Origin of the sequence: Cyclobacterium amurskyense, from assembly GCF_001050135.1 — a bacterium.
GTDB classification, from domain to species: Bacteria; Bacteroidota; Bacteroidia; order Cytophagales; family Cyclobacteriaceae; genus Cyclobacterium; species Cyclobacterium amurskyense.
The window spans coordinates 479,395-501,875 of sequence record NZ_CP012040.1 but is presented as its reverse complement, the minus strand read 5'-3'; the positions used below and the strand labels follow the sequence as shown (position 1 = coordinate 501,875).

Sequence of the window (22,481 nt, the reverse complement as noted above, 5' to 3'; positions counted from 1 at the left end):
CCTTCAAAATTAAAAGAATAATTCGTTTTACTGCTATAATTTCAAAATAGCTTACTTTATTTAAGTATTTATTAATTATACCCTTCAAATATTGGTAAGCTTAAATTGCATTGTAAATAAACTTGTATTTATCAATTACCCTCAAATTTGAGAATTTATTTCTAAGGTTCTAAACCCTATTAGCTCTTAAGAAATTGTTTAGGGAACGGGTGATTTTGAGCCTTATGGTACACTTCTGATTAGTTTCTATCTTCGGTTTTTTTTCATTATGTCGGCTAGTTTTATAGACCGACCACCTTTGATTTTACTTTCATCCGCAGCTGCCATAAAAGCCATGATTTCAAGTGTTTCTTCCGCTTGTACAGGAACTACTCCGGTTTCGAAGAAAATCGCTATTTCTTTTAATAAAGGCTCATAACCACCATAGGGCCCAAGTACAATAGCACCCTTGTCAGTAAAAACGGTACCTCCGAAGCCAGAGTCTCCAGACCTAGTGCCCCTGAAAGTGCCCACCTTTCATCTTCCCAGATACCTGTCACAATATCTGTAAACTCCGTGTGTGTGCGAGTTACAGAGACACAACCAGGACCTAAAGCCGTAAATAAGGTCTCTACTCCATGTATACCATACCAAAACAAATCCGGATGAGTAGGCTCGATACTTGCAGGACTATATGTATCTGCCCCCACAATTATTCTTCCCTCTAATTTCTCAATACCCTTAATATACCTTAGTGAAGAGGCAGAAAAGACAGGGACATTGTATTTCTTTGCAGCATCAAATATAGCTATGGAATCTTTTAAGGAAGCAGCAATAGGTTTGTCAATGAATACACGTTTACCCGACTTGAATACTTCTATAGCTTGTTCTAAATGCAACCGTCCGTCATTTGTCTCCAATAGGACCACATCTACCTTTTCTAATAATTCTTGTATAGAGTCAGTTATGTCAATGCCGTATTCTTTGATTTTATTAATATAATCTGGAATTCGATCAGCACTTGAAGCAATGGTTTTACTTCCATAAGGGTAAGCAGCAACTACATGGTAGCCATGATAATTTTCATTGTCTTTGTTTCCATTTAATACTTTGGTGAAAGCAAGACTATGAGAAGTGTCTAAACCGATTATACCAACTCGTTTTTCGGTCGCCTTAGATTTCCCTAAGGATGGAAACCCTAGGCTCATACCAAGGCCTGCAAATACTGATGATCTAATAAAAGTTCTGCGATGTAACTGTTCAAAATTTTTCATGTGATGATTTAAATTGATATGAATTTAGACCCTATCTGACTAATGGAGTAAAGGCTTTAAATCCATGTATTTTAAATTGATTTTAGCATTTCGGATAATGGATACTTTGAATACAGACTAAATTCCTAATCTCCTTAAATTCCAAATTAATAGCTTTGTATATAGGTAAAGTTGTCAATATATCACGGTAACGTACACAACCACGGTTAGTAAATCTAGTATTTTATTGAAGAAAAACAAATAAATGATGGTGATATTCGGTTTAATAATTTGTATAGAAGGTTTTACATGTGAAAAAGATTGAAAAAAATAGTAATTCTCCTTTCCTGTGAAATTTTATATTATAAGTTGGTATGCGTTAATTGTTCATTTTATATCTCTCATTTAAGATTTATTAGTAATAAGCGACTTTATAGTAAAAGCGCTTATCTATTTTACCAGGTTTTGGAATAGGTTTACATCAAAAAAGTGTGCCGTGCCTTGCTCGTTATTCAGAATGATTGGTTAAAATAAATTGTTTACCCTCTGTTTAGAATTTATGTCTAATCATCCATAGTTTACGCTTTTTTTACCCAAGGGGCCTAATCCAAATTCACCTTTTAATCCATTGCCAATTGATTCCTTGAATTTGAGCGTTTTTTGGGAGCCTAATAGGACATCCTTTAAGGAAATATCCATGGTTATTTAGATTTTTTAAAAAAAATTCGTTTCTTTAAACCTTGATTCGGTAACGTTAACGAAATTTATACTTGCAATGAAGACAAGAAGAAACTTTATACTTACAAGTGCCATGCTGGCATCAGGTTTAAGCCTCTCTGCTTTTTCTCCATTTTCTTATAATGAAAAAAGGAAAGAATCACTAAGAGTTGGATTGATAGGATGTGGAAGTCGTGGTAGGGGATTGGCTTCACTTATGCGAAATCTACCTATGGTGTCCCTTGTAGCTTGCTGTGACACCATTAAGGAAAATCTTGACAAAGGTCTTACCCAAGCAGATAAAGGTGCAAAAGGCTATAAAGACTATCGTGAGCTTCTTGACCAGGCCAATGTGGAGGCCGTAATAATTGCGACCCCTTTGTACTTGCATTTCCCGATGGCTATGGATGCTATAGATGCAGGCAAGCATATATATGTGGAGAAAACAATCACCTACTCCATTGAGGAAGCGGAAAAGTTGGCGCAAAAGGTGAATGGTACTTCCACGGTCTTACAAGTTGGTCATCAATACAGGTATTATGAACTGTATCATAAGGTAAAAGAAATTATTGATCAAGGATGGTGTGGGCAAGTGACACAATTTGAATGTCAATACCATAGCAATCAAAGCTGGAGAAGACCGGTAAATGATCCCGCTTTAGAAAAACATATTAACTGGCGTATGTACAAAGAATTTTCTGGAGGATTAATGACAGAACTTTGCGCCCACCAAATAGATATTGTCAATTGGTTTGTTGGCTCATCCCCTGAAAAGGTCACAGGCATGGGATCATTGGATTTCTGGAAAGATGGAAGGGAGAATTTTGATCATGTAAGGGCTACTTACTATTACCCTCAAGGCATCATGTCTAGTGTCAGTTCTGTTTTGACAAACGCATACAAGGGTTATTCTATAAATATTTTAGGAACAGAAGGAACCATAGAGATTATGAGGGATAAGGCATTTATTTACGCTGAACCTAAAAAAATGGAACTAGGAACAGTAGATGGTGTGTCTGGAGCTACAGTTAAAAATGGATCAGATGGAAAGGCAGAACCCATATTGTTTGAAAGTAAAGATGGTAAAAATCTGGATCCTACTTCTTATGCATTAATGGATTTTGCTGCTTGTATTAGGGAAGGTCGCCAGCCTTTTTGTGATGTAAATAAAGGTAGAGATACTGCCATTGCGGTGCATTTAGGCAATAAGGCCATGGAAGAAGAAAAATTCCAGTATTGGTCCAATCTTTAATTATACAAAGGGAAATGCACTCTATGATAGGTGCCTTTCCCTTATTTTCTTTTGATTCAGTAGGAATGAGCTTATATCAATTATAATGCTAACTGAATTGAGCGTTTTTGTTAATCCTCCAGTGGAAGGAAGCTCTTGGATTGGAATGGTAAGAACCTTTTTATCATAGGAGTAAACAAGAACAGCATATAATCCAGAGACCTGAGTTTCTCTTAAATTTTAAATTAAAAAGTACAATGAAATTGAATGAATTGGACCTGGTGGTAATTGGCATGTTTTTCTTGCTAATGATTGTCATCGGTGTATACGCCTATTTTAGAAACAATGATGCTGATGACTATTTTGTCGCAGGTGGTAATTTGCCATGGTGGCTGTCAGGAATCTCACATCATGTGTCTGGATATAGTGGAGCTGTATTTGTTGCCTATGCCGCCTTGGCTTATACCCATGGTTTTTCTGTGTATACTTGGTGGGCATTGACGATTGGTATTTCTGTCTTAATTAGTGCACATGTGTTTCCTGTTTATTGGGTTAGGCTTAGGAAAAGATATCAAATTCAATCTCCATTGGAGTTTTTAGAACATCGTTATAATTTATGGACCCAACAGGTAATGGCTTGGAGTGGCGTTATGCTCAAGTTGTTTGATGTTGGAGCAAAATGGGCTGCTATAGCTCTTTTACTAAATGTTTTTACCGGTATTAGTCTACCCGTGGGCGTTCTTATATCAGGAGGGATTTCATTGCTGTACATTACTTTTGGTGGTCTATGGGCTGTTGTTATCACTGATTTTGCTCAATTTATTGTTCAGTTACTTGCTGGCTTGGTGATGTTTGTCGTAGTTTTACAACACTTGGGTGGAATAGATGGAATCTTTAGCATGTGGGATAAGCTTCCTGAGCAAAACAGTCAACTATTTAATGAACCATATGGAGTAGGATTTGCCCTGGCCTTCTTGTTTATAAATTTCCTTGCTTACAATGGCGGACAATGGAACCTGGCTACCAGATACATTTCCTCACCAAATGAAAAAGCGGCGACCAAGGCTGCAAGGCTTTCTGGAATATTGTACCTTGTATGGCCTCTTATCCTTTTCTTCCCAATGTGGGCTGCTCCGATTTTATTGCCAGATTTAGCAGATCCAAGTAAATCTTACGGAGAGTTAACACTACTATTATTGCCTTCAGGCTTAGTAGGCTTGGTAATTGCTTCGCTCTTTGCCAATACCATGTCCATGACTTCCTCGGATATAAACACCATTTCGGCTGTGATCACCCGAGATATTTTACCCAATATTACCAAAAAGGTGAAGAAAGGTAAATCATCCCTGTTTGTAGCAAGATTGACCACATTTGTATTTACATTGCTTACCATAATAATCGCTTTTCAATATGAATATTTTGGGGGCGTTTTAGGGCTTATTATTTCTTGGTTTGGCGCTTTAGTAGGGCCGATTGCCATTCCAATGCTGTTTGGTTTATTGCCCGCCTTTAAGAAAAGTGGACCTGTTGCAGCCATTGGTTCAATAGTCGCTGGTTTAATTACCTTTGTGATCACAAAAAATATAAGCTCTTTAAGCTTAGCTTTAGAAATTAGTTTGCCTTTAATAATATCTACCCTGACTTTTATAGTATTAGGTTTCTTTGAAACGAACAGGAATGTAGAAAAAATTGCTGATTTACTTCAGTCCATTGAAAAAGAATAAAATACTGCACATGAATTTACATTTAAGCCAGTCCCGAAATGAAATGGGGATAGCAGCAGCCAAAGCTGTGGAAAATAAAATTGAATCACTTTTAAAAGAAAAGGAATATATAAGAATAATATTTGCAGCGGCTCCTTCTCAGAGTGAAATGCTGAATTACCTTACTTCTAGTAAGAGAATTCCTTGGAATCGGATTATTGCTTTTCATATGGATGAGTATATTGGTTTGTCTAAGGATTCCCCTGCACTTTTTTCTAATTTTCTAAAGAGACATTTATTTGATCTTGTTCCTTTTCACCAAGTCCATTTGCTTGATGGGGAAGGAGATCCTGATGTAGAAGTTAAAAGGTACTCAAAGTTGCTTAATGAGGCACCTATTGATATCGTATGTTTGGGGATTGGTGAAAATGGTCATATCGCTTTTAACGACCCTCCAGTTGCAGATTTTAATGATCCTTTGGCCGTTAAAAAAGTAGTATTAGAAGAATCATGTAGACAACAGCAAGTCAATGATGGTTGCTTTGAGATCCTGCAGGATGTTCCAGAAACGGCCTTGACATTGACCATTCCTGTTTTGATTAAAGGAAGGTTCCTGTATTGCGTAGTGCCAGGCACAACCAAAAGAAATGCTGTTTATCAATCTTTATTTGGTGAAATTTCAACTAGCTGTCCTGCTTCAATACTTCGGTATTCGGAAAATTGTGATTTGTTCTTGGATGGAGACTCTAATCCATTCCCAATTCAAAAACCGGAAGCAGAAACCAATATTACTGCCTATAATGTATTGAATAACCAACCCGTGTTATTGAATACTAAAAGCAATACGCTGGTGCAATTGCCGCTTGATTTTGCAGTAGACCAATATGTAGGTGAAGGCTTGGTGGATATTCAGATAAATGGTATTAAAGGAGTGGATTTTAATACCACTTTGACTAAGCCTGAGGCGATTTTGGAGGCAAGCAAATATTTGCTTTCTAAAGGGGTTACAACCTATTACCCAACGATTGTTACAAATGGCTTTGATACCATTTTAGAACTTGTAGAGACCATTAATAAGGCCTGTAAAGCTTATCCTTTGGTGAATTCCTGTGTTGCAGGTCTACATATTGAAGGACCTTTTATTTCTTCAAAGCCTGGAGCTAAAGGTGCCCATCCTGAAGAGTTTACTAGAAACCCTTCGGTAGAGTTTCTGGATCAACTTCAAGAAATATCTTTGAAGCCTATAGCTTTGATCACCCTGGCTCCCGAATTAGAAGGAAGCGAAGAATTTATTAAAACTTGTACCAATAGAGGAATAAGAGTATCTATTGGACATTCATTGGCCACAGGGGATGATGTGCAAATGGCAAAAGAGGCAGGAGCTTCTCTGGCCACCCATTTAGGTAACGGTGTTCCTTTACAGTTACAACGTCATCCCAATATTATTTGGGAGCTAATGGCTCAGGAAGGGATACATGCCAGTATAATTGCCGATGGTTTTCATTTACCTCCTTCCTTTTTGAAGGTAGTATTTCGTGCCAAAGGAGATGAATGTTTACTTGTAAGCGATGCTACTTGTTTTGCAGGTATGGCTCCAGGAGAATATGACTCACCTATTGGCGGGCAGGTTGTTCTTGAGGAAAGTGGAAGGTTGTCCATGAAAGGCGCCAAAGGGCTATTGGCAGGAGCAGGGAAGGACTTACTCGAAAATATAGACTACTTACTTGAAAGCAAGTTGTTGCCCTTGTCTCAAGCCTGGAAAAAGGCATCAGTGCTACCGTCCAAATACATGGCTGCTGGTAAGGTTTCAAATAAGGATTGGGTGGTATTTAAATTGGGTGACAATAAAGTGAACATCCAAAAGGTCTTTAAAGACGGGGATTTGGTTTGCGATAATACGACTACCCAAAAATGAATTGAAAGGGAATAACGAATATTATCTAAAATTTCGATTCAAATAATATTCCCTCCTATTTTTCTGATGAATTCAAATAGGGTTGGAGACTTTTCTTGGTTTATTACTAAGGGAAAGTTTCCAACCCTTATTTTTTAGCATTCTCGCCAATATTGCAAACCAAATTTGGCCTGATTTTTATAAAAGTATAAAGGGTGATTTCCTTGTCAAAAATATACTGAGCTGTTGCAGGTTGAATATTTTTGGCAATTGTCCTTAAATCTATCCCATTTGCTCGTGAAATTGGTATTACTAAATTTAAAAATTCTTGAGAAGAAGAGGCCTTTTTTAACCCGGATTATGTAATAGAATTCGTGATGAGTGTTGCAATCGCAAGAAAATCAGGCTGTTTGGAGATTTTAGCATAGCACCGCTATGGTGAAATTGAAAACAGCAACGAAGTGGCTGATTTTAAAGTGATTTCAGCACGTAATAGAATGTCTATTGCATATTTCGGGTTTAATCTATTTGATTAGGAAATGGATTCTCTAATTCCTGTTTGAGCTTCAATTAACTTTACTTAATATTGGTTCTAAATGTAATAATCTATTAAAGAATGGCCTATACCTATGATTACCCTCGTCCTGCCCTTACTGCTGATGCGGTGGTTTTCTGTGCAGAGGAGCGAAAAATCTTATTAATAAAAAGAAGAAATCCTCCATTTCAGCATAAGTGGGCTCTTCCAGGAGGCTTTGTTGACGTGAATGAATTGCCTGTGCAGGCTTGTATTAGAGAATTACAGGAAGAAACTGGTCTTCGTCTCAAAGATGGCCAATTGTTAGGTGTTTATGGTGAGGAGGGAAGAGATCCAAGAGGATGGACAGTAAGTGTGTCATTTGTTTTTAAAATAGACAAAGTGCTAATGGATAAGGTATGCCCTGGTTCTGATAGCCAAGAGGTAGCATGGTACTCGATTTCATTACTTCCAGAGCTAGCATTTGATCACCACGAAATTATCAAAGCTGCTGGATTGTGAAATTCTCCGCCCTCCAAGTTTGAAACCTATCCAGAACTAAGGAAAGGTAATCCTTTTTAAAGAACCTGATAAAACCTGATTGATGTTTTTTTTGGCAGAACTGTGCATTAGCCAAGTTGAAGTGCAGGGAGTGCTAAACATAGGGATTAGCGATGTACTGCTGGTCAATTCAATTAGCGGAAGGCAAAGCCTTGTTTTAATTTTTAACTGCGAATTTTACCAATTCTTCAAGACTTATAAGCTCCAGTGTCTTTTCATGCGTTGCTTCAAGTAGGACTCCTGGTGCTTTGTTCTCCTGATAAGCATGTAGCCATCTTGTTAGGCATATACACCATTTGTCTCCCGGCTTGAGTCCAGGGAAGTTAAATTCGGGTCTGGGAGTGATTAAGTCATTGCCAGTAGCAAGGCTGAAATTTAAAAACTCTTCAGTCATAACGGCACAAACCGTATGTAAGTATCCATCCGACAAACTACATCTTTTGCGAAAGCTAATCTGTTGCTAAACTTGTGTCATGAAAAGACAGACAGAAAGCAATATGCGCAAACTTTATCAAGAATGGTTATCCTCAGGGGTTAGCAGATCAGAATTTTCCGATATGCATGGTATTGTTCGAACAACTTTTTATTATTGGACCAAAAAATTTAGCACACAGGAAGAAGAAACTACTAATGGAAAAGCTTTCCAATTGCTGGACCCTATCCCATCTGTTGGTCGAGTTGGCCGAGTAATAGCGCATATTCATTATCCTTCAGGAATCAGCCTGGAAATCTATGATGGGGTCTCACCTGAGTTTATTAAAACGCTTCTTGTCTAACGAATGCTTGCGCTATCCTCTTCATGTCGTTACTTTTTATATGATAAGCCCACTGATATGCGTTTTGGTATCAATGCCCTTTCTGGACTGGTACGTAACAAGCTTGGTTTTGACCCCATGAATGGAGATGTGTTCATTTTTATTGGCAAGCGAGGCAACCAAATCCGACTTTTGCAATGGGACAAAGATGGTTTTGCCTTATATATCAAAAAGTTGGAACGAGGCACTTTTGAACGTCCTATTCTCACCGGAACAGCCATTACGAGTACTCAACTCAGCTTCCTCTTACAGGGGGTAAGGCTAGAATCGGTACGCTACAGAACCCGATACACACCCTTAAAAAGGGCATGAAAATAAACAGGTGAATTGAGTAAAAAAGTGCCTTAAAACTACTTCAAACCTATTTTTTATGCTTATTTTTATGTCATGGAAAATGAGACAATCGACTACAAAAAGCTATATGAGCAAGAGCTCCAAGCCCATCAGGAGTCATTGTTGACCATCTCCGAAAAGGAAAGTGCAATAGCAGACCTACAGCATGAACTTGAAAAGTTCAGGGGGTATATTTTTGGCACCAAGAGTGAAAAGAGAACCGCTAATGTGGGACTAAATCAGATGGGGCTTTTCGAGCTAGGCACTACCCAAGCTGTACAAGAGGAGCTTTCCGAGTCAGTACCTACCACAGAGCAAAAAACCACTCCAAAGAAAAGAGCCAAGGGCACCTCTCGTATGAGCCTTCCCGAAGAGCTCAGAAGGGAAGAAGTGGTGATAGAGCCAAAAGAATCCACTGAAGGTTGTGTACAGATAGGTCAGGAAGTAACCGAAGTATTGGAAGTAGTTCCGGCATCTTTTTATGTGAAACGCTACGTGCGTCCAAAATACGCAAGACCGAACGGTGAAGGCATCCTCATTGGTACATTACCAGATAGAGTAATAGAAAAGGGAATACCTTCAGAATCAGTGATTGCTCAACTTATCGTAGACAAATATGTCTACGGAATGCCGCTTCACAGGCAGCTGGATAAATACAGCAAGATGGGCGTAAGAATCCCTGCTTCGAGTGCCTCTGACTGGGTAATTAAGGGCTGGGAACAGCTCAAGCCACTCTCCGATCTACTCAGTATGGTAGTCCTAAGTCAAAAATACCTTCAGGTAGACGAAACGCCTATAAAAGTGTTAGATAGAGATAACAAAAAAGGTATTCATCAGGGGTTCATGTGGCTTTATCATGCGCCGGTAGATAGACTAGTACTCTTTGATTACAGAAAAGGAAGGGATCGCTCGGGTCCCAAAGAAATGCTTGCTGACTTTAAGGGTATCATCCAAACGGATGGCTACAAGGTGTATGATTCCCTTTATGGGAAGCATGACACTATTCATTTAACGTTTTGTATGGCACATGCCAGACGCAAGTTTGTAGAAGCGCTCAATGACAATGAAGAACAGGCAAACCATGTCCTTGATGAGATGCAACTACTCTATAAGCTGGAAGCACAGATGAGAGAAAAGGGGTATGACTATCTACAGAAAACGAAGGAGAGAAAAGAGCATGCCACTCCTGTGCTGGACAGATTAGGGCAATGGCTGGAAAAGCACCAATACAGCCATAGGCCAACAAGTCCAATGGGCAAGGCTATAGAATATACGAGGTCAAGATGGGCAGGACTGAGTGTTTATGCACTTCATGGACAAATGGAAATAGACAATAACCTGGTTGAAAATGCCGTTCGTCCACTAGCTATAGGTCGTAAAGCGTATCTATTTGCAGGATCGCACAAGGCTGCGGAGATGACAGCAGCCATGTATTCTTTCATGGCCAGCTGCAAAAAGAACAAAATTAATGAGTTTGAATGGCTCAAGGACGTATTCGAAAGAATCCAGAGCCACAAGCAAAAAGATCTCTATCAACTACTACCTTCCAATTGGGAGAAACATAAAATCAAGTAGCTCCTCAAAGCATAAAATCCAACAACTCAAAATTAATCTATATGGGTTCGTCGGATGCTTACGTATGTAAGGCTGTGTCTTGTTCATCAGTTTGGCAATAGCCATCTCTATAGAATCCAGTTCTTGGGGAGAAACAGCAGGGGATAAGGGCTTCGCCGAATGCATTATTGGCCATAAGTAGGAGGAGGATAGGTAGGTAATAAAAAAGTGCCATGAAATTTTCATTCATGGCACTTCAAATCTATTTTTTACCTGGAATTAAAAAAGCAATTAGCTTAATTTAAATCGAATAGGTAATCTCATTTTTACTCTTACTGGTCGACCTCTTTGTCTTCCTGGTTCCCATGAAGGAGCATTTTTAACTACTCTTACGGCTTCTTCATCACATCCACCGCCAACACCCCTAAGGATACCAACATCTTGGATAGATCCATCAGTATTCACAACAAATACTACGTATACCGTTCCTTCTATACCCATTCTTCTTGCTTGGGTTGGGTACTTAAGGTTTTTAGACAAATACTTGTTCCAACCTTCCATTCCACCCGGAGGGGTAGGCATGTTTTCCACAACATCAAAGATCTCATCTGCTTTTTCTTCTACAGGAGCTTCTTCAATAACTACTTCCTTGATTACCGTTTCTTCCTGAACATCAACATCGAAATTTACTTCAATTTTTTCTTCGATTTCAACTTCATCAGGAATCTCTTTAATTTCCGGCTGCTCTACTGGAGGCGGCGGTGGTGGTGGCTGTTCCGTGATTGGAATGTCTAATAATTCTTCAAAGTCATCATCGATCGATCCAAGGTCTTTAAGCAAACCATCGTCAAATGATTTATACTCAAAGGCAAAGAGGACCAGACCAACACTAACCATTAAACCAAGATTTAGGAACATGCCCGTCTTTTTGGTTAAGTCAGCTTTTGGTGTTTTTTTGGCTTCCATATTATAACCCTTCTTTTAATTTTTATTGATTCAGTTTATTAATTCCAATTAACAATCATAACAAATAATTTTTATTTATACAAGGACGCTACCCCTCTTATTTAAATAAACAAAAATACCTGTACCTGTAATTACGCCTATAATATTTGTGATAATATCAAAATAGTCAAATGACCTTCCCGGTACTAATCTTTGTAAATACTCTGTCAATATAGCAATAAAAATCCATAAAACTAAATATTTAGTGAATAATTTATTGCTTTTTTTCTTCTTTTCATCCGCTTGTTGGCGGATTACTCTATCCCAAAGAAAAGCCATGCCAACAAATATTCCAAAATGAATCAGCTTATCTGATCCGTAAAACTTTGGTAAACTAGGCACTTTGCTCGCTGGGCTAAATAAAGCATAAGCCATGCCAAAAGACCAAAGAAGAGCAAGAACGACTTTTTCTCTCAAAACAGATTACTGACCGATAAGGTTTTTGTATTCTTCAGGAGATAGCAAGTCAGTCTCAGTTTCTTGAGTGCGCTTTACCTTAATCATCCAGCCATCTCCGTAAGGATCTTCATTCACCAATTCCGGAGAATCTTCCAGAAGGCTGTTCATCTCCAGAATTTCACCTGCGATAGGCATAAATAAATCCGAAACAGTTTTTACTGCTTCTACTGTTCCAAATACCTCACCGGTATCCATGGAATCACCCACTGTTTCTACTTCTATAAAAACAATGTCTCCCAATTCCTTTTGAGCGAAATCGGTTATTCCGACAGTGACAGTTTCACCGTCTATCTTGACCCATTCGTGGTCTTTGGTATATTTTAAATCTTCTGGAAATTTCATGCTAATTATTTTAACTGTTCAAAAATACAATGTTTCTAGATAGGACAAAAAATTATTGACTTAAATTAAAGGTTAATTGTCCACCAAATGAAGTGGAACTTCTTCTGTAGGCAGTGGAAACCTTTGGATCGTTAATAGTTCTGTCAAAATAGAATTGAATATTAAGTTTTTGGTTAACCACATATCCTACACTAGGCCTAATTTGAATGTTTAAATTACCGTTGGTAAGTGTGTTCTCTCCTTCAATCTTCCTTTGGATCGTATTTGTATCTACAATTCTTGTTGACATTCGAATAGTAAGGTCATTGCTAAGCACTTCTTGCCTTCCTTGAATCTTGAAAGGAACTTTTACACCCGCTTTGGTATATCCTAGGTCAAATCGGAAATCCTGGCTACTTTGCTCCGTCACCTGAGCATTTGAAAAGTTCAGTCCTATATTTCTTTCTGTGTTGTACTCAAAGCTGATGTTCATTCTGTCTTTGGTAAGTAGATCTACACCTATCAGGGGGGCAAACCTTTCTGAAATCACCACTTGATTGAGTATCATTATGGGAATATAGGCACCAAACTCATCTGTCATGCTAGCCATAGGGAGTTGCTGTAATGTGTTGTACAATTCCAGTCCTTCCTGATAGATTAGCGCATTCGAGAAATTACTTACTGAATATGTTGAGGTGTAATTATGAGTCAAATTTATCGATGAAAAGTATTCGTTCAATGCTGGTAGCCTTGCCAATCCCCGGTATTCCACCCTCCAGTTAGGTAGCGGCATTCTCGGGAATGGATTCAATTCAATTGCAGTTGCAGTCTTTCCTGAATAGGCAGCAAGAAATGCAGGGATTAATACATCTTGTCCATTGATATTATAGCTTCCTCCTGGATTTTCAGTTTCAAGTCTGCTTTGTATGAGGGTCCTGTATTTTTCAAAGTCTGAAAATAATGGGGAATTGTTCTCACTATCCTGCTTGTTAAAAACAGTTTTAAGCACATTATAACTTATCTCATAGCTGCCAATTCTGTTAGGGTTGATGGAAGCAAAATCATTCTCGCCGGGGCCATTTCTCCTATAGATTTCGCTGTAATCGCCGTTTTCCCTTTTTCTAAACTCAAGCGTGATTTTAAAGTCCTTAATGGGTTCTATTAAACTGGATAGTTTGATGTTTCGGGATTCATTTTGTCGGAATGCTTGAGTCAATGAAGCGCTAGCTGCTAAAGCACCTCTGTTGGCCAAATCATACCTAATATTGCTATTTTGATCCCCTAATACAAAACCTAGCCCAGGATTCATAAAACTCCTGTCCATTCCGAAAAGGCCTGTATTCGGTAAGTAACCAGGTAGGAATGTCCCCTGTGTTATTGCATAGGAGAAGTTTACGTCCTTTAACATCATCATGAACCTTAAGATGTTTGCTCCGAAACCATCGGTAGAAAACTCTTTTTCCTTCTCTTCATCATCCGGGGCATTCGCTGCAGGTCTTCCTGGAATGCTTGGTCGCTTGGGGGCATTCAATGCATTGAGCCTTTTGTTCTTGTTGTACAATTGAACCATATCCAGCTTTCCAGTGACGGACCTGTTTCTAGAGTTTTGAATAACATTACCCAGAGTATCCCTTTGGCCAATGGCGCCTGTCATCCAGGTATAAGTAGCCTCATACCTCAGGTCAGCACTTATCCAATCTGTAAGTGGGATCTTGTCTAAAGGAAGCTTATAATTGACAACAGCCTGTTGGTTGTAATTGGTTGTTCTACCTAGTCGCTTAATGTTATTTCTCAATGAATCTAATTTCGCTTCAGTATCCAAGTCTCCCTCAGGTTCATCTACTACTGCATTGACACTAGAGTTTAGATCAAAGGAGAGGTTTTCAGTCAAGTCCCAATTGAGACTGTAGAAGCGATTCATATAGAAGCTTTTTTGGAATAGTGGATCAACTCCTGCAGTGCTCAGTTGATCATTTCTATTTTGTGTTCGCATAAAACGCCTGTCTACATCCAATCTGGCTGAAATGAGACTTGGGGCAAAGTTCAAGTTAAAGTCTTTAAACAGTTGCAAGTAGCTGCTATTAAAAACACCCCAGTTTTTGAATGGTGTGACACTGAGTGGGTCTGGCTGATAATTGTAGGCAACACTACCACGGGTGGTTTCATAATTGTAACTTTCCAGCTGAATATTGCTTTGGGTTACAGATCCATAGGCATAAGAAAAGGATAAGTTTTCTAAAGCATAAATTCTATTGGTCTCTTTTTCTGGATCTTTTATTTTTCTAACGTTGTTTAAACTGAAATTTCTCCTTTTGGATTGGTCCATTACCAGATTCTGGTATTCTTGTTTCTCAGTATCCGTTTTGAATTTCTGAAGAGCAATTTCAAAAGGTACATCCGGGTTAAGTGGGTCAAACTCCGGTTTGGTAGAGGAATTTTCTACACTTGCATATAAAGGGATGCTTATTCCCAGCCCTTTTGGTAAAATTTTATCCACATTGACATTGGCTGAAATGTCATATTGAGTGGTGGATTCCCTTGCTCTTTCGGAAAGGCGGGTTTCTAAACCTCCAAAACCAAAAGTATTGTGCCTAATAGAAGTTGAAATGGTTGCAACATCTGCAATTTGAGCATTAAGACGTGCATTGGCGGCCCAACCAGAAGATTTGTTGAAATCTGTAGCTCTTAATTCGTTTGCCCATATACAAACGGATTTACTTGCTCCACCTATTCCAGGATTTCGAACACCGATCATCATTCCTTGGATGAAACTTAATTCAGGCCTACCGACAACCGTAACTTTATATTGCCTCACCATGATGGAGTAGGGGAGGTTTTGAGGTTGTTGATTATTGTCTCTTTCTGCTTTTACGCCTACTATTTCATCCAGAGCAATGTCTATTTCATTTTCCAAAGGCCAGATTTGACGAGGATCTCGGGTTCCTGTAGGTGTTATTGTAAGAGGTACTTCAATTTCATAATAGTTGTCCGTGTAATCGGTACCCATTCTCAAGAAGGCAGACAATTCACCGTCTTGAGCATCTTGACTATCGGCATGTAAAAACATTTTTAACCTTCCATATTGGACAAGGTCTTGATTGACATTTTTAAATACCGCCCTTGAATCTCTGCTCTGAAGGTTGTCCACACATAGGCGTAATGCTTGTTCATTGAGTTGTCTTTCTACCGTGGAGGTGTTGTCTCGGTCTCGGTTGATTCCTGGAGGCAATACATAAGGGCTTTGATTCTCACTGCCTTGTCCATTTTCTTCAATATTGACCACACCCACCGTTAAGTTAGAATTGTCTGGCTCAGGTATCTCAGAAAAACCTTTTTCAAATAAAGACTCTTGAAAGGTCCTCCATTGACTGCCTACCAATCGGAATTGCGCCATTCTTAGCACTACAGGCTGCTGGAAATCTGTAAGGTAGGTTCTGATGAATCGAATGGATTTAAAGCCTGAAATATTGCCATATGCGGCATCTGGTTGGCGTACAGGGATTCTGAACAAGTACCAATTTACCTCTTCTCCATTTTCTACTGTCGATACTCTATCCACAATATTGTTTTCACCTACCTCAAGACCTGATGGACGCAGGTCTATTTCATATTCATAATAACTCTCTACTTCATTGATGGTGTTGTCGTTGTTGAGGTCTTCATTGTCAGGAATATTAGAGCCTGAGGGAGTATAAGCCAGATTACTATTGGCAGTGATAGGTGTGTTGCCTTCCAGACCATTGAAATTTTTGTAACGCTCTAGAATCTTTACATTGTTGTTGTCAAACTCTGGGTCTAAGTAATATTGAAAATCATCAGCAGCAGGGTCATTCAAGATCTGCTGACGGGCTTGAGGGTTTAGATTAAGCCTGTCAATGAACCTGGCTCCATAGAATTCTACTTCTTGTTCACTGCTGAGTCCATTAAGCCCTACATCCTGGTGCTCTCTGGCTTCTGGAGAATTGTCAAATGCAGGAGTTAAAAACTGCTGGCTTGTAACTTTGCCCCACTCATTACTTGAAGTATTGTTTTCTGATCCATCTGCTGGCAGCCCATTCTCAAAGGCATGCCTTCCATCTACAATAACGTCCTCTGAAACTTCACCAAGGTTGAAAACCAATTTTCCTCCAGTAGTATTGTTTTCATTAAAGACACCGTCCAATACCCTACCATTTTCTCCCGTAATGAAGGGATCCATCATCCAGAACTCTATGTATTCAATATTTGTCCTGTCAAAATCTACTTCAGAAGTAATGGCTCTGGTAATTCCACCGTAATTTTCCCTGGGATTATTGAGTAAACCTGCACTATTCAGGTTGGTATTAAAATTATACATCCCCCTTTCGTGTGGGAAATAGGCCAAATCAAACAATGGTTCATTGGTAACCATATAATCGCGGTACCTTCCTTGGAAAATCTCTTGAGGGAGTACCCTTCTTACGTAATGGTTTCTTCTGTCTTCAGTGGTTATATTTGAAGGGACACCTGTTCCTGAAGATCTATAAAACACATTGTCCACTGTATACCAAGATAAACGAGCCCTTTTATAGGCGTTGCCCAGCCTGTCTTCTGTTAGTTGGCTTAGATCAAATTTATTGTCAGGGGTAGCAGGGGTGGAAGAAAGTTTCCAGTTTTGGGGACTTGATCCCAGATTAAAGGGGATTATTGCTGTTTCAAAGTCATCGATATAAGAAGCTCCTTCTCCGTCTACCTGATTAGAGGTTCCAGGAATCAAATGCGCAAACTCCCCACTAAACTGAATTAAAGATTTCTCTTTGGTTTCAGTAAAAGGTAGCGCATCGGCCAGTTTGGTAAGGAACAAGGATTCGTCATTGTAATTGACATCCAAACCCCAGAGACTGTTTCTTAAGGTTTCATTCCCCGTAGCTATTCTGGAGATATTAGGCCGTTCATTTAAGTAAAGAAAAGTACCGCCAATATTGAAATTCTCATTGACCATATAGTCCAGTCGGGTGCCTAGTAAACTTCTAGTCTGAAAAGAAACCAAATCAGCCTTTTCAAAACTTACACTGATCTTTTTTCCAGATTGAAGAATTCCTTCATTGATAATGACTACCCTGCCAATATTGTAATCTACCGTATAATCTACCCCTTCTGTAAGTGGAATGTTTCCAGCGGTTATAATTACTGAGCCTTCACTGATATTTAGGCCGGGAAGCATAATTTCAGAAGCAGAACCTGAAGTAAAGCTACCTTTTAGGTAGTATTTGTTTAGTAGAGTGACCAGTTCAGCATCTGCTTGAGTGGTTCTGTACAAAGTGTCATAAACATATTTGTCACTTAGGTTTACTTCAGCAGGTGTGAAATAATTCTCCAGGGTTTTACCAAAGGGCTCAACGACAGGGAAAATGATCAGGCCTTGTTCAGGTTTGATTGTCAATCCATTTACATAATCAAAATTACCATCTGGCTGAGGGTCGTTTTGGGGATTTAGATTGTCTAGTTTTAAAAGCCGGATTAAAGGAATGTCTTTGACATTCGTTCCTTCCAGTAGACTTGGGTTATCCAATCCCGTACGGTCATCTCTATAAATGATTTGTAATTGAAATCCATCCTTTTGAATTTGGTTGGCATTTAAATTGTAAATGTTTTTCATCATCAGGTCCCAAGTAGGAATCTTGGTATTGATCCTAGCCGGACGTAGCATTTTCAGGAAGATCACATTGTCTTCAGACCTATTTTGATAATCTTCAGAAAGCTCACCGACTTTGAAACTTTGCCCATTGTAGGTGTATTCATAAGAGACAGCAATTACTTCATCGTTTTGAAGTTTTCTAGAGAGACTAAAATACCCCAATTGTCGGTCGAAGGTGTATTCATTTTCAGACAATTTCCTAGCCCCGTTTATTTGCTCGAATTCTAGCCCTCTTTCCAAGCCCAGGTCATTGCTTATCGCTGTGGCAGCAGTTTCGAAATTCCTATAGGAAGGATTGCTTTTTAGGTTGTTGAATAAATCATTAGCGGTATTGGTGGCAGGAGCCTGTGGATTTCCTGTCCCTATGCTTGGGTTACTAGGGTTATAAATCGTTTGGCCTTCTCCCAAATCCATGAAAGCAGCAAAATTCCGGAGGGTTTCCGTATTGTTGGCTCTATTCATGATATAAACCTCCAATCGGGTAATTTGAACACCACTTAATACTTGTGGTAGCCCTCTCAACCAATTTTCATAATTGTTTCTGAAGAAATGTCCTAGGAAAAAGTGCCTGTTGTCATCATAAGCTGAAGCCCTCACTTCAAAAGGGCGGCCTTGGTTCCCTCCTTCAATAATGATCTCATCTCTTCTACCACGTTGGGTAGAGGCGACAGTAGTCATAAAGAGTTTTCCAAATTGCATTTGGGTTTTCACTCCAAAAAGGTTTTGTGCACCTTGAATTAAACTGTTTTGTACAGGCATGCTCACATTGCCTATTTCTATAGATTTCAAGATGTCCTCTTCAAAACCAGCATATTCAACCTTTAGCTGGTTCTCAAAATCAAATGAATTATTGCTATCGAAATTGGCGCCTATACGTACTTTCTGCCCCAACATTCCATTGACACTCATTTGGATTTGCTGGTTGAAGTTGAAATTCCCTGTCTTTTGTTGGCGGATAGGGATCGAAGGATTATCGATTCTTCTGAAAATCCCTCCAAAATCCAGGTTCACATTACCAGTTGGTACAATTGTGATTTCACTACCACCAAAGAGCCGATCAAAGGTTGGACTCATCGTAATAGGAGGAATTAGCCCTCGGCCTCCTACTGCACTTTCTCCATCTAGCCCTCGGGATCGATCTCTCCAATATTGTTGCCTGATTCGGTATTCCTGCATTCGAGAATAATCTTCAAAATCCAAGGAATATCCAGGATCTAGGCTGGTGGAGTCTTGATTAGGGTAAATTCGGTAACTTACGGCTGTGTCCACTTCTACTTCTACCCTTTGATTTTTCTCCGGTTGCAAGAGGAAAGGGGAATCTCTTCTCAAAAATGGATTTTGATAGGGATAAAGGGGTTTGGTGTTTAAGTTGTCCCATAATAAAAAGGAAGGAAGTGACCTCCTTTTATTTAAGGTGTCCATTAGGCTCGGAAGGCTGTCCGACGGTGTAGTCACCGGCGCCTGTCGGGCATAGGCTCCCGATAAAGACATCATAAACACTATAAAAAACACTCCTAAAATGGAAATGTGATCGTGTTGTAATGACTTTTTTCTCCAAAAAATATTTGAGAAAGTAAAGGCCAACGTTGTTAAATTATGATGATGACTTTAAAGATGCTTTAATTAATGTTTCTAAGGAAACATCGGGGCCACTTTTTTTCAAAACTGTCATGATATTTTTTTCAGCTTGAGCCTTGGTGAAGCCTAGTGTAATCAAAGCTTGTAACGCCTCTTGTTTTAATTTATTGCTGTTTTGGACAAAGCCCTGACCTTTTCCCTCAGGGGAAGAAATCCCTGCCTTTAAAATTTTATCTTTAAGCTCCAGTACAATTCGTTGCGCAGTTTTAGCACCGATTCCCTTTACCCGCTGTATGGTAGGGTGGTCTCCTTCACTGATGGCTTGCTCAAGTTCAGGTACGGTCATACTGGACAAAATCATTAGTCCAGTATTTGCACCCACCCCTGAGATAGATATTAAGTCTAAAAATGCTTTTTTTTCTGATGCTTCCTTAAAACCATAAAGCGTGTGTGCGTCTTCCTTAATATGAAGAAAGGTATGCAGCATGATTTCTTCCTTATCCTCTATTTTTCCATAGGTGTTCAAGGATATTTTGACCTCATAGCCTATTCCATGAATATCGATGATAACATGGGTAGGGTCTTTAAATGCTAATTTTCCTTTCAGATAAGTTATCATTCCGATTCTATGGTTTGGGCATCCACTACTGCTATGGCTACCATATTGACGATTTCCCTAATTGAACTACCTAGTTGTAAAATATGAACAGATTTGTTCATGCCAAGAAGTATGGGGCCTATGGCTTCTGCATTTCCAACCTCTGCCACCAACTTATAGGCGATATTACCTGAGGCAAGATCAGGGAATATCAAAGTGTTTGCCTTATTATTAATTAATGCACTGAAAGGATAATTTTCTTTTTGTATTCCTTCATCCAAGGCCACATTGGCTTGCATCTCACCTTCAATAACTAAATCAGGATACTGAGCTTTGGCTTTAGTGGTGGCCAAGGCTGTTTTTAAAGGTACTTTCCCTTTGGCTGAACCAAAGTTAGAGTAAGACAAAATTGCAATTTTAGGTTCAATATCAAAAAACCGTACACCATTGGCCGTTAAACCGATAATCTCAACCAATTCGTCGGCAGTAGGATCTTCATTGACGGTGGTGTCAGCAAAGAAAAGCGGGCCTTTGTCTGAATTCATAATGTACATCCCTGCTACCTTATTAACCCCTTTCTTAACACCTATTATCTGTAGAGATGGAAGTATAGTTCTAGGATAATCCTTTGTCAGACCAGAAATTAGTGCATCACCTTCTCCGAGTTCTACCATCATTGCACCGAAATAATTCCGGTCTTTCATTAGCTTCTTAGCCTCATACAAGGTTAAGCCTTTGCGCTTCCTTTTGTCATAAAGCAATTGACCGTACTGCTTTAGCTTGGCTTTTTGCTCATTCGGGTCAATGACTATTATGTCTTCTAAGTCAAGGGAATTGGCCTTGATTAGTTTGTTTATTTTTTGTTTGTTGCCTAGCAAGATCGGGATTCCTATTTTCTCATCCCTCATTATCTGAGCAGCTTTTAATATTTTAGGATTATCAGCTTCAGCAAATACTACTCGTTTTGGATCTTTTTTAGCTCGGGACACAACTCGTGACATTAGTCGTTGGTCTATGCCTATCCTTTCCTGAAGATCTAATTCATAGGCATCCCAATCCTCTATATGTGTTTTGGCTACTCCTGACTTCATGGCCGCTTTGGCTACAGCAGGTGCAATCGTTGTGATCAACCTTGGGTCCAAAGGTTTGGGGATCAGGTAGGTTTTTCCGAATGCCAGCTTAGATTCACCATATGCCTTGTTTACTATGTCTGGAACCGGCTCTTTGGCTAAGTTAGCAATAGCCAGAGCAGCAGCCAGTTTCATTTCTTCATTTATCCCGGTGGCTCTTACATCTAAAGCTCCTCTGAATATATAAGGGAAGCCTATCACATTGTTCACCTGGTTGGGGTAATCTGAACGTCCCGTGGCCATGATGATGTCTTTTCTAGCCGCCATGGCTTCCTCATAGCTAATTTCTGGTGTTGGGTTTGCCAGTGCAAAAACTATTGGGTTTGCGGCCATGGATTTTATTTGGTCCTGACTAATAATATTTCCCGCAGATAAGCCTAAAAATACATCAGCACCTTCCATGGCTTCAGTAATGGTGTAGATGTCCCTATCTGTGGCAAACATTCCGTGAATATCTGTTAATCCATCTCTGTCTTTTCTGATGACCCCATCAATGTCGCACATAACGACGTTTTCAAATTTAACGCCGAGTCTAATATAAAACCTCGCACAAGAAATAGCGGCAGCTCCTGCTCCGCTAACTACCAATTTGATGTTTTCTATTTTCTTCTGGATCATTTCCAGGGCATTCAAAAGAGCTGCCCCTGATATAATGGCCGTTCCGTGTTGGTCATCATGCATTACAGGAATTTTCATTAATTCCTTGAGCTTCTTTTCAATGATAAAACATTCTGGTGCTTTAATGTCTTCTAGATTGATTCCTCCGAATGTAGGTTCTAATGATCGAATGGTTTGAATTAATCTTTCAGGATCGTTCTCGTCTATTTCTAAATCAAAAACATCTATTCCTGCGAATTTTTTAAACAGAACACCTTTTCCCTCCATGACAGGTTTGGAGGCAGCAGGCCCAATATTGCCTAAGCCCAAAACAGCCGTGCCATTTGAAATTACCGCCACTAAGTTCCCTTTAGCGGTGTATTTATAAACATCTTCAGGATTGTGCTGAATTGCAGTACAGGGTTCAGCTACCCCAGGAGAATAGGCCAAGGCCAAGTCCAGTTGACTGGAAAGTGGTTTGGTAGGAACTACCTCTATTTTTCCTGGTTTCTTAAATTCATGATAATTTAACGCATCCTCTTTTCTTATCTTCATTACCTAGGGGAAAATAATTATCTGTTTT

Annotated in this window: 16 protein-coding genes; 7 read left to right on the top strand and 9 right to left on the bottom strand. The window is 39.3% G+C overall.

Annotation, left to right across the window (positions count from 1 at the left end):
- Positions 1-401 precede the first annotated feature (401 nt).
- Positions 402-1,253: a Gfo/Idh/MocA family protein gene (locus CA2015_RS01945; RefSeq protein ID WP_316934197.1), complete on the bottom strand. Its 852-nt coding sequence runs from the start codon at positions 1,251-1,253 to the stop codon at positions 402-404.
- Positions 1,254-2,007: 754 nt separating this feature from the next.
- Here CA2015_RS01945 and CA2015_RS01940 point away from each other — a divergent pair.
- The 4 genes from CA2015_RS01940 to CA2015_RS01925 all read left to right on the top strand — a co-directional run bounded on the left by CA2015_RS01940 (position 2,008) and on the right by CA2015_RS01925 (position 7,813).
- Positions 2,008-3,201, top strand: a complete 1,194-nt coding sequence (locus CA2015_RS01940) for a Gfo/Idh/MocA family protein (RefSeq protein WP_048640361.1) — start codon at positions 2,008-2,010, stop codon at positions 3,199-3,201.
- Positions 3,202-3,437: 236 nt separating this feature from the next.
- Positions 3,438-4,904 (top strand): sodium:solute symporter family protein, encoded by a 1,467-nt coding sequence (locus tag CA2015_RS01935; RefSeq protein WP_048640360.1) that lies wholly within the window; start codon positions 3,438-3,440, stop codon positions 4,902-4,904.
- Positions 4,905-4,914: 10 nt separating this feature from the next.
- Complete coding sequence (locus CA2015_RS01930) at positions 4,915-6,798, top strand: 6-phosphogluconolactonase (protein ID WP_048640359.1); 1,884 nt, start codon at positions 4,915-4,917, stop codon at positions 6,796-6,798.
- 595 nt (positions 6,799-7,393) lie between these two features.
- Positions 7,394-7,813, top strand: a complete 420-nt coding sequence (locus CA2015_RS01925) for an NUDIX domain-containing protein (RefSeq protein ID WP_048640358.1) — start codon at positions 7,394-7,396, stop codon at positions 7,811-7,813.
- Between the two features lie 196 nt (positions 7,814-8,009).
- Here CA2015_RS01925 and CA2015_RS01920 read toward each other — a convergent pair whose 3' ends face one another.
- Entirely contained in the window at positions 8,010-8,282 is a 273-nt protein-coding gene (locus CA2015_RS01920) for a DUF2237 domain-containing protein (RefSeq protein ID WP_316934196.1), read from the bottom strand.
- Positions 8,283-8,325: 43 nt separating this feature from the next.
- On the opposite strand from CA2015_RS01920, the gene tnpA reads away from it, so the two are divergent.
- The 3 genes from tnpA to tnpC all read left to right on the top strand — a co-directional run bounded on the left by tnpA (position 8,326) and on the right by tnpC (position 10,575).
- Positions 8,326-8,628, top strand: coding sequence for an IS66 family insertion sequence element accessory protein TnpA (gene tnpA / locus CA2015_RS01915; protein WP_048640357.1), 303 nt, complete (start codon positions 8,326-8,328; stop codon positions 8,626-8,628).
- 3 nt (positions 8,629-8,631) lie between these two features.
- The gene (tnpB, locus tag CA2015_RS01910) at positions 8,632-8,979 is read left to right on the top strand and encodes an IS66 family insertion sequence element accessory protein TnpB (protein WP_014019612.1); all 348 of its coding nucleotides are present in this window, start codon (positions 8,632-8,634) and stop codon (positions 8,977-8,979) included.
- Positions 8,980-9,054: 75 nt separating this feature from the next.
- Complete coding sequence (gene tnpC, locus CA2015_RS01905; RefSeq protein ID WP_048640356.1) at positions 9,055-10,575, top strand: IS66 family transposase; 1,521 nt, start codon at positions 9,055-9,057, stop codon at positions 10,573-10,575.
- A gap of 58 nt (positions 10,576-10,633) precedes the next feature.
- Here the strand turns inward: tnpC and CA2015_RS24500 are convergent, their stop codons facing one another.
- The 7 genes from CA2015_RS24500 to CA2015_RS01875 all read right to left on the bottom strand — a co-directional run bounded on the left by CA2015_RS24500 (position 10,634) and on the right by CA2015_RS01875 (position 22,453).
- Positions 10,634-10,804 carry a DUF2237 family protein gene (locus CA2015_RS24500; protein WP_240477909.1) on the bottom strand — a complete coding sequence of 57 codons (171 nt, stop codon included), beginning with the start codon at positions 10,802-10,804 and terminating at the stop codon, positions 10,634-10,636.
- Positions 10,805-10,845: 41 nt separating this feature from the next.
- Positions 10,846-11,520 carry an energy transducer TonB gene (locus CA2015_RS01900; protein WP_048640355.1) on the bottom strand — a complete coding sequence of 225 codons (675 nt, stop codon included), beginning with the start codon at positions 11,518-11,520 and terminating at the stop codon, positions 10,846-10,848.
- A 75-nt stretch (positions 11,521-11,595) separates the two neighbouring features.
- Complete coding sequence (locus CA2015_RS01895; protein WP_240477908.1) at positions 11,596-11,976, bottom strand: VanZ family protein; 381 nt, start codon at positions 11,974-11,976, stop codon at positions 11,596-11,598.
- A gap of 6 nt (positions 11,977-11,982) precedes the next feature.
- The gene (gene gcvH / locus CA2015_RS01890; RefSeq protein WP_048640353.1) at positions 11,983-12,360 is read right to left on the bottom strand and encodes a glycine cleavage system protein GcvH; all 378 of its coding nucleotides are present in this window, start codon (positions 12,358-12,360) and stop codon (positions 11,983-11,985) included.
- Positions 12,361-12,412: 52 nt separating this feature from the next.
- Positions 12,413-19,489, bottom strand: coding sequence for a T9SS outer membrane translocon Sov/SprA (gene sov, locus CA2015_RS01885; RefSeq protein WP_240477907.1), 7,077 nt, complete (start codon positions 19,487-19,489; stop codon positions 12,413-12,415).
- Between the two features lie 100 nt (positions 19,490-19,589).
- A complete protein-coding gene (gene ruvA, locus CA2015_RS01880) occupies positions 19,590-20,192 on the bottom strand; it encodes a Holliday junction branch migration protein RuvA (protein ID WP_048640352.1) in 603 nt (200 codons plus the stop codon).
- Positions 20,189-22,453, bottom strand: coding sequence for an NADP-dependent malic enzyme (locus tag CA2015_RS01875; RefSeq protein ID WP_048640351.1), 2,265 nt, complete (start codon positions 22,451-22,453; stop codon positions 20,189-20,191). Before CA2015_RS01875 ends, ruvA begins: the two co-directional genes overlap by 4 nt.
- Positions 22,454-22,481: the final 28 nt, after the last annotated feature.

What these genes read in the sequence shown, in the direction of transcription:
- CA2015_RS01945 (WP_316934197.1), bottom strand. Translation starts at nt 1,253, where the DNA reads ATGAAAAATTTTGAACAGTTACATCGCAGAACTTTTATTAGATCATCA.
- CA2015_RS01940 (WP_048640361.1), top strand. Translation starts at nt 2,008, where the DNA reads ATGAAGACAAGAAGAAACTTTATACTTACAAGTGCCATGCTGGCATCA.
- CA2015_RS01935 (WP_048640360.1), top strand. Translation starts at nt 3,438, where the DNA reads ATGAAATTGAATGAATTGGACCTGGTGGTAATTGGCATGTTTTTCTTG.
- CA2015_RS01930 (WP_048640359.1), top strand. Translation starts at nt 4,915, where the DNA reads ATGAATTTACATTTAAGCCAGTCCCGAAATGAAATGGGGATAGCAGCA.
- CA2015_RS01925 (WP_048640358.1), top strand. Translation starts at nt 7,394, where the DNA reads ATGGCCTATACCTATGATTACCCTCGTCCTGCCCTTACTGCTGATGCG.
- tnpA (WP_048640357.1), top strand. Translation starts at nt 8,326, where the DNA reads ATGAAAAGACAGACAGAAAGCAATATGCGCAAACTTTATCAAGAATGG.
- tnpB (WP_014019612.1), top strand. Translation starts at nt 8,632, where the DNA reads ATGCTTGCGCTATCCTCTTCATGTCGTTACTTTTTATATGATAAGCCC.
- tnpC (WP_048640356.1), top strand. Translation starts at nt 9,055, where the DNA reads ATGGAAAATGAGACAATCGACTACAAAAAGCTATATGAGCAAGAGCTC.
- CA2015_RS24500 (WP_240477909.1), bottom strand. Translation starts at nt 10,804, where the DNA reads ATGAATGAAAATTTCATGGCACTTTTTTATTACCTACCTATCCTCCTC.
- CA2015_RS01900 (WP_048640355.1), bottom strand. Translation starts at nt 11,520, where the DNA reads ATGGAAGCCAAAAAAACACCAAAAGCTGACTTAACCAAAAAGACGGGC.
- gcvH (WP_048640353.1), bottom strand. Translation starts at nt 12,360, where the DNA reads ATGAAATTTCCAGAAGATTTAAAATATACCAAAGACCACGAATGGGTC.
- sov (WP_240477907.1), bottom strand. Translation starts at nt 19,489, where the DNA reads ATGATGTCTTTATCGGGAGCCTATGCCCGACAGGCGCCGGTGACTACA.
- ruvA (WP_048640352.1), bottom strand. Translation starts at nt 20,192, where the DNA reads ATGATAACTTATCTGAAAGGAAAATTAGCATTTAAAGACCCTACCCAT.
- CA2015_RS01875 (WP_048640351.1), bottom strand. Translation starts at nt 22,453, where the DNA reads ATGAAGATAAGAAAAGAGGATGCGTTAAATTATCATGAATTTAAGAAA.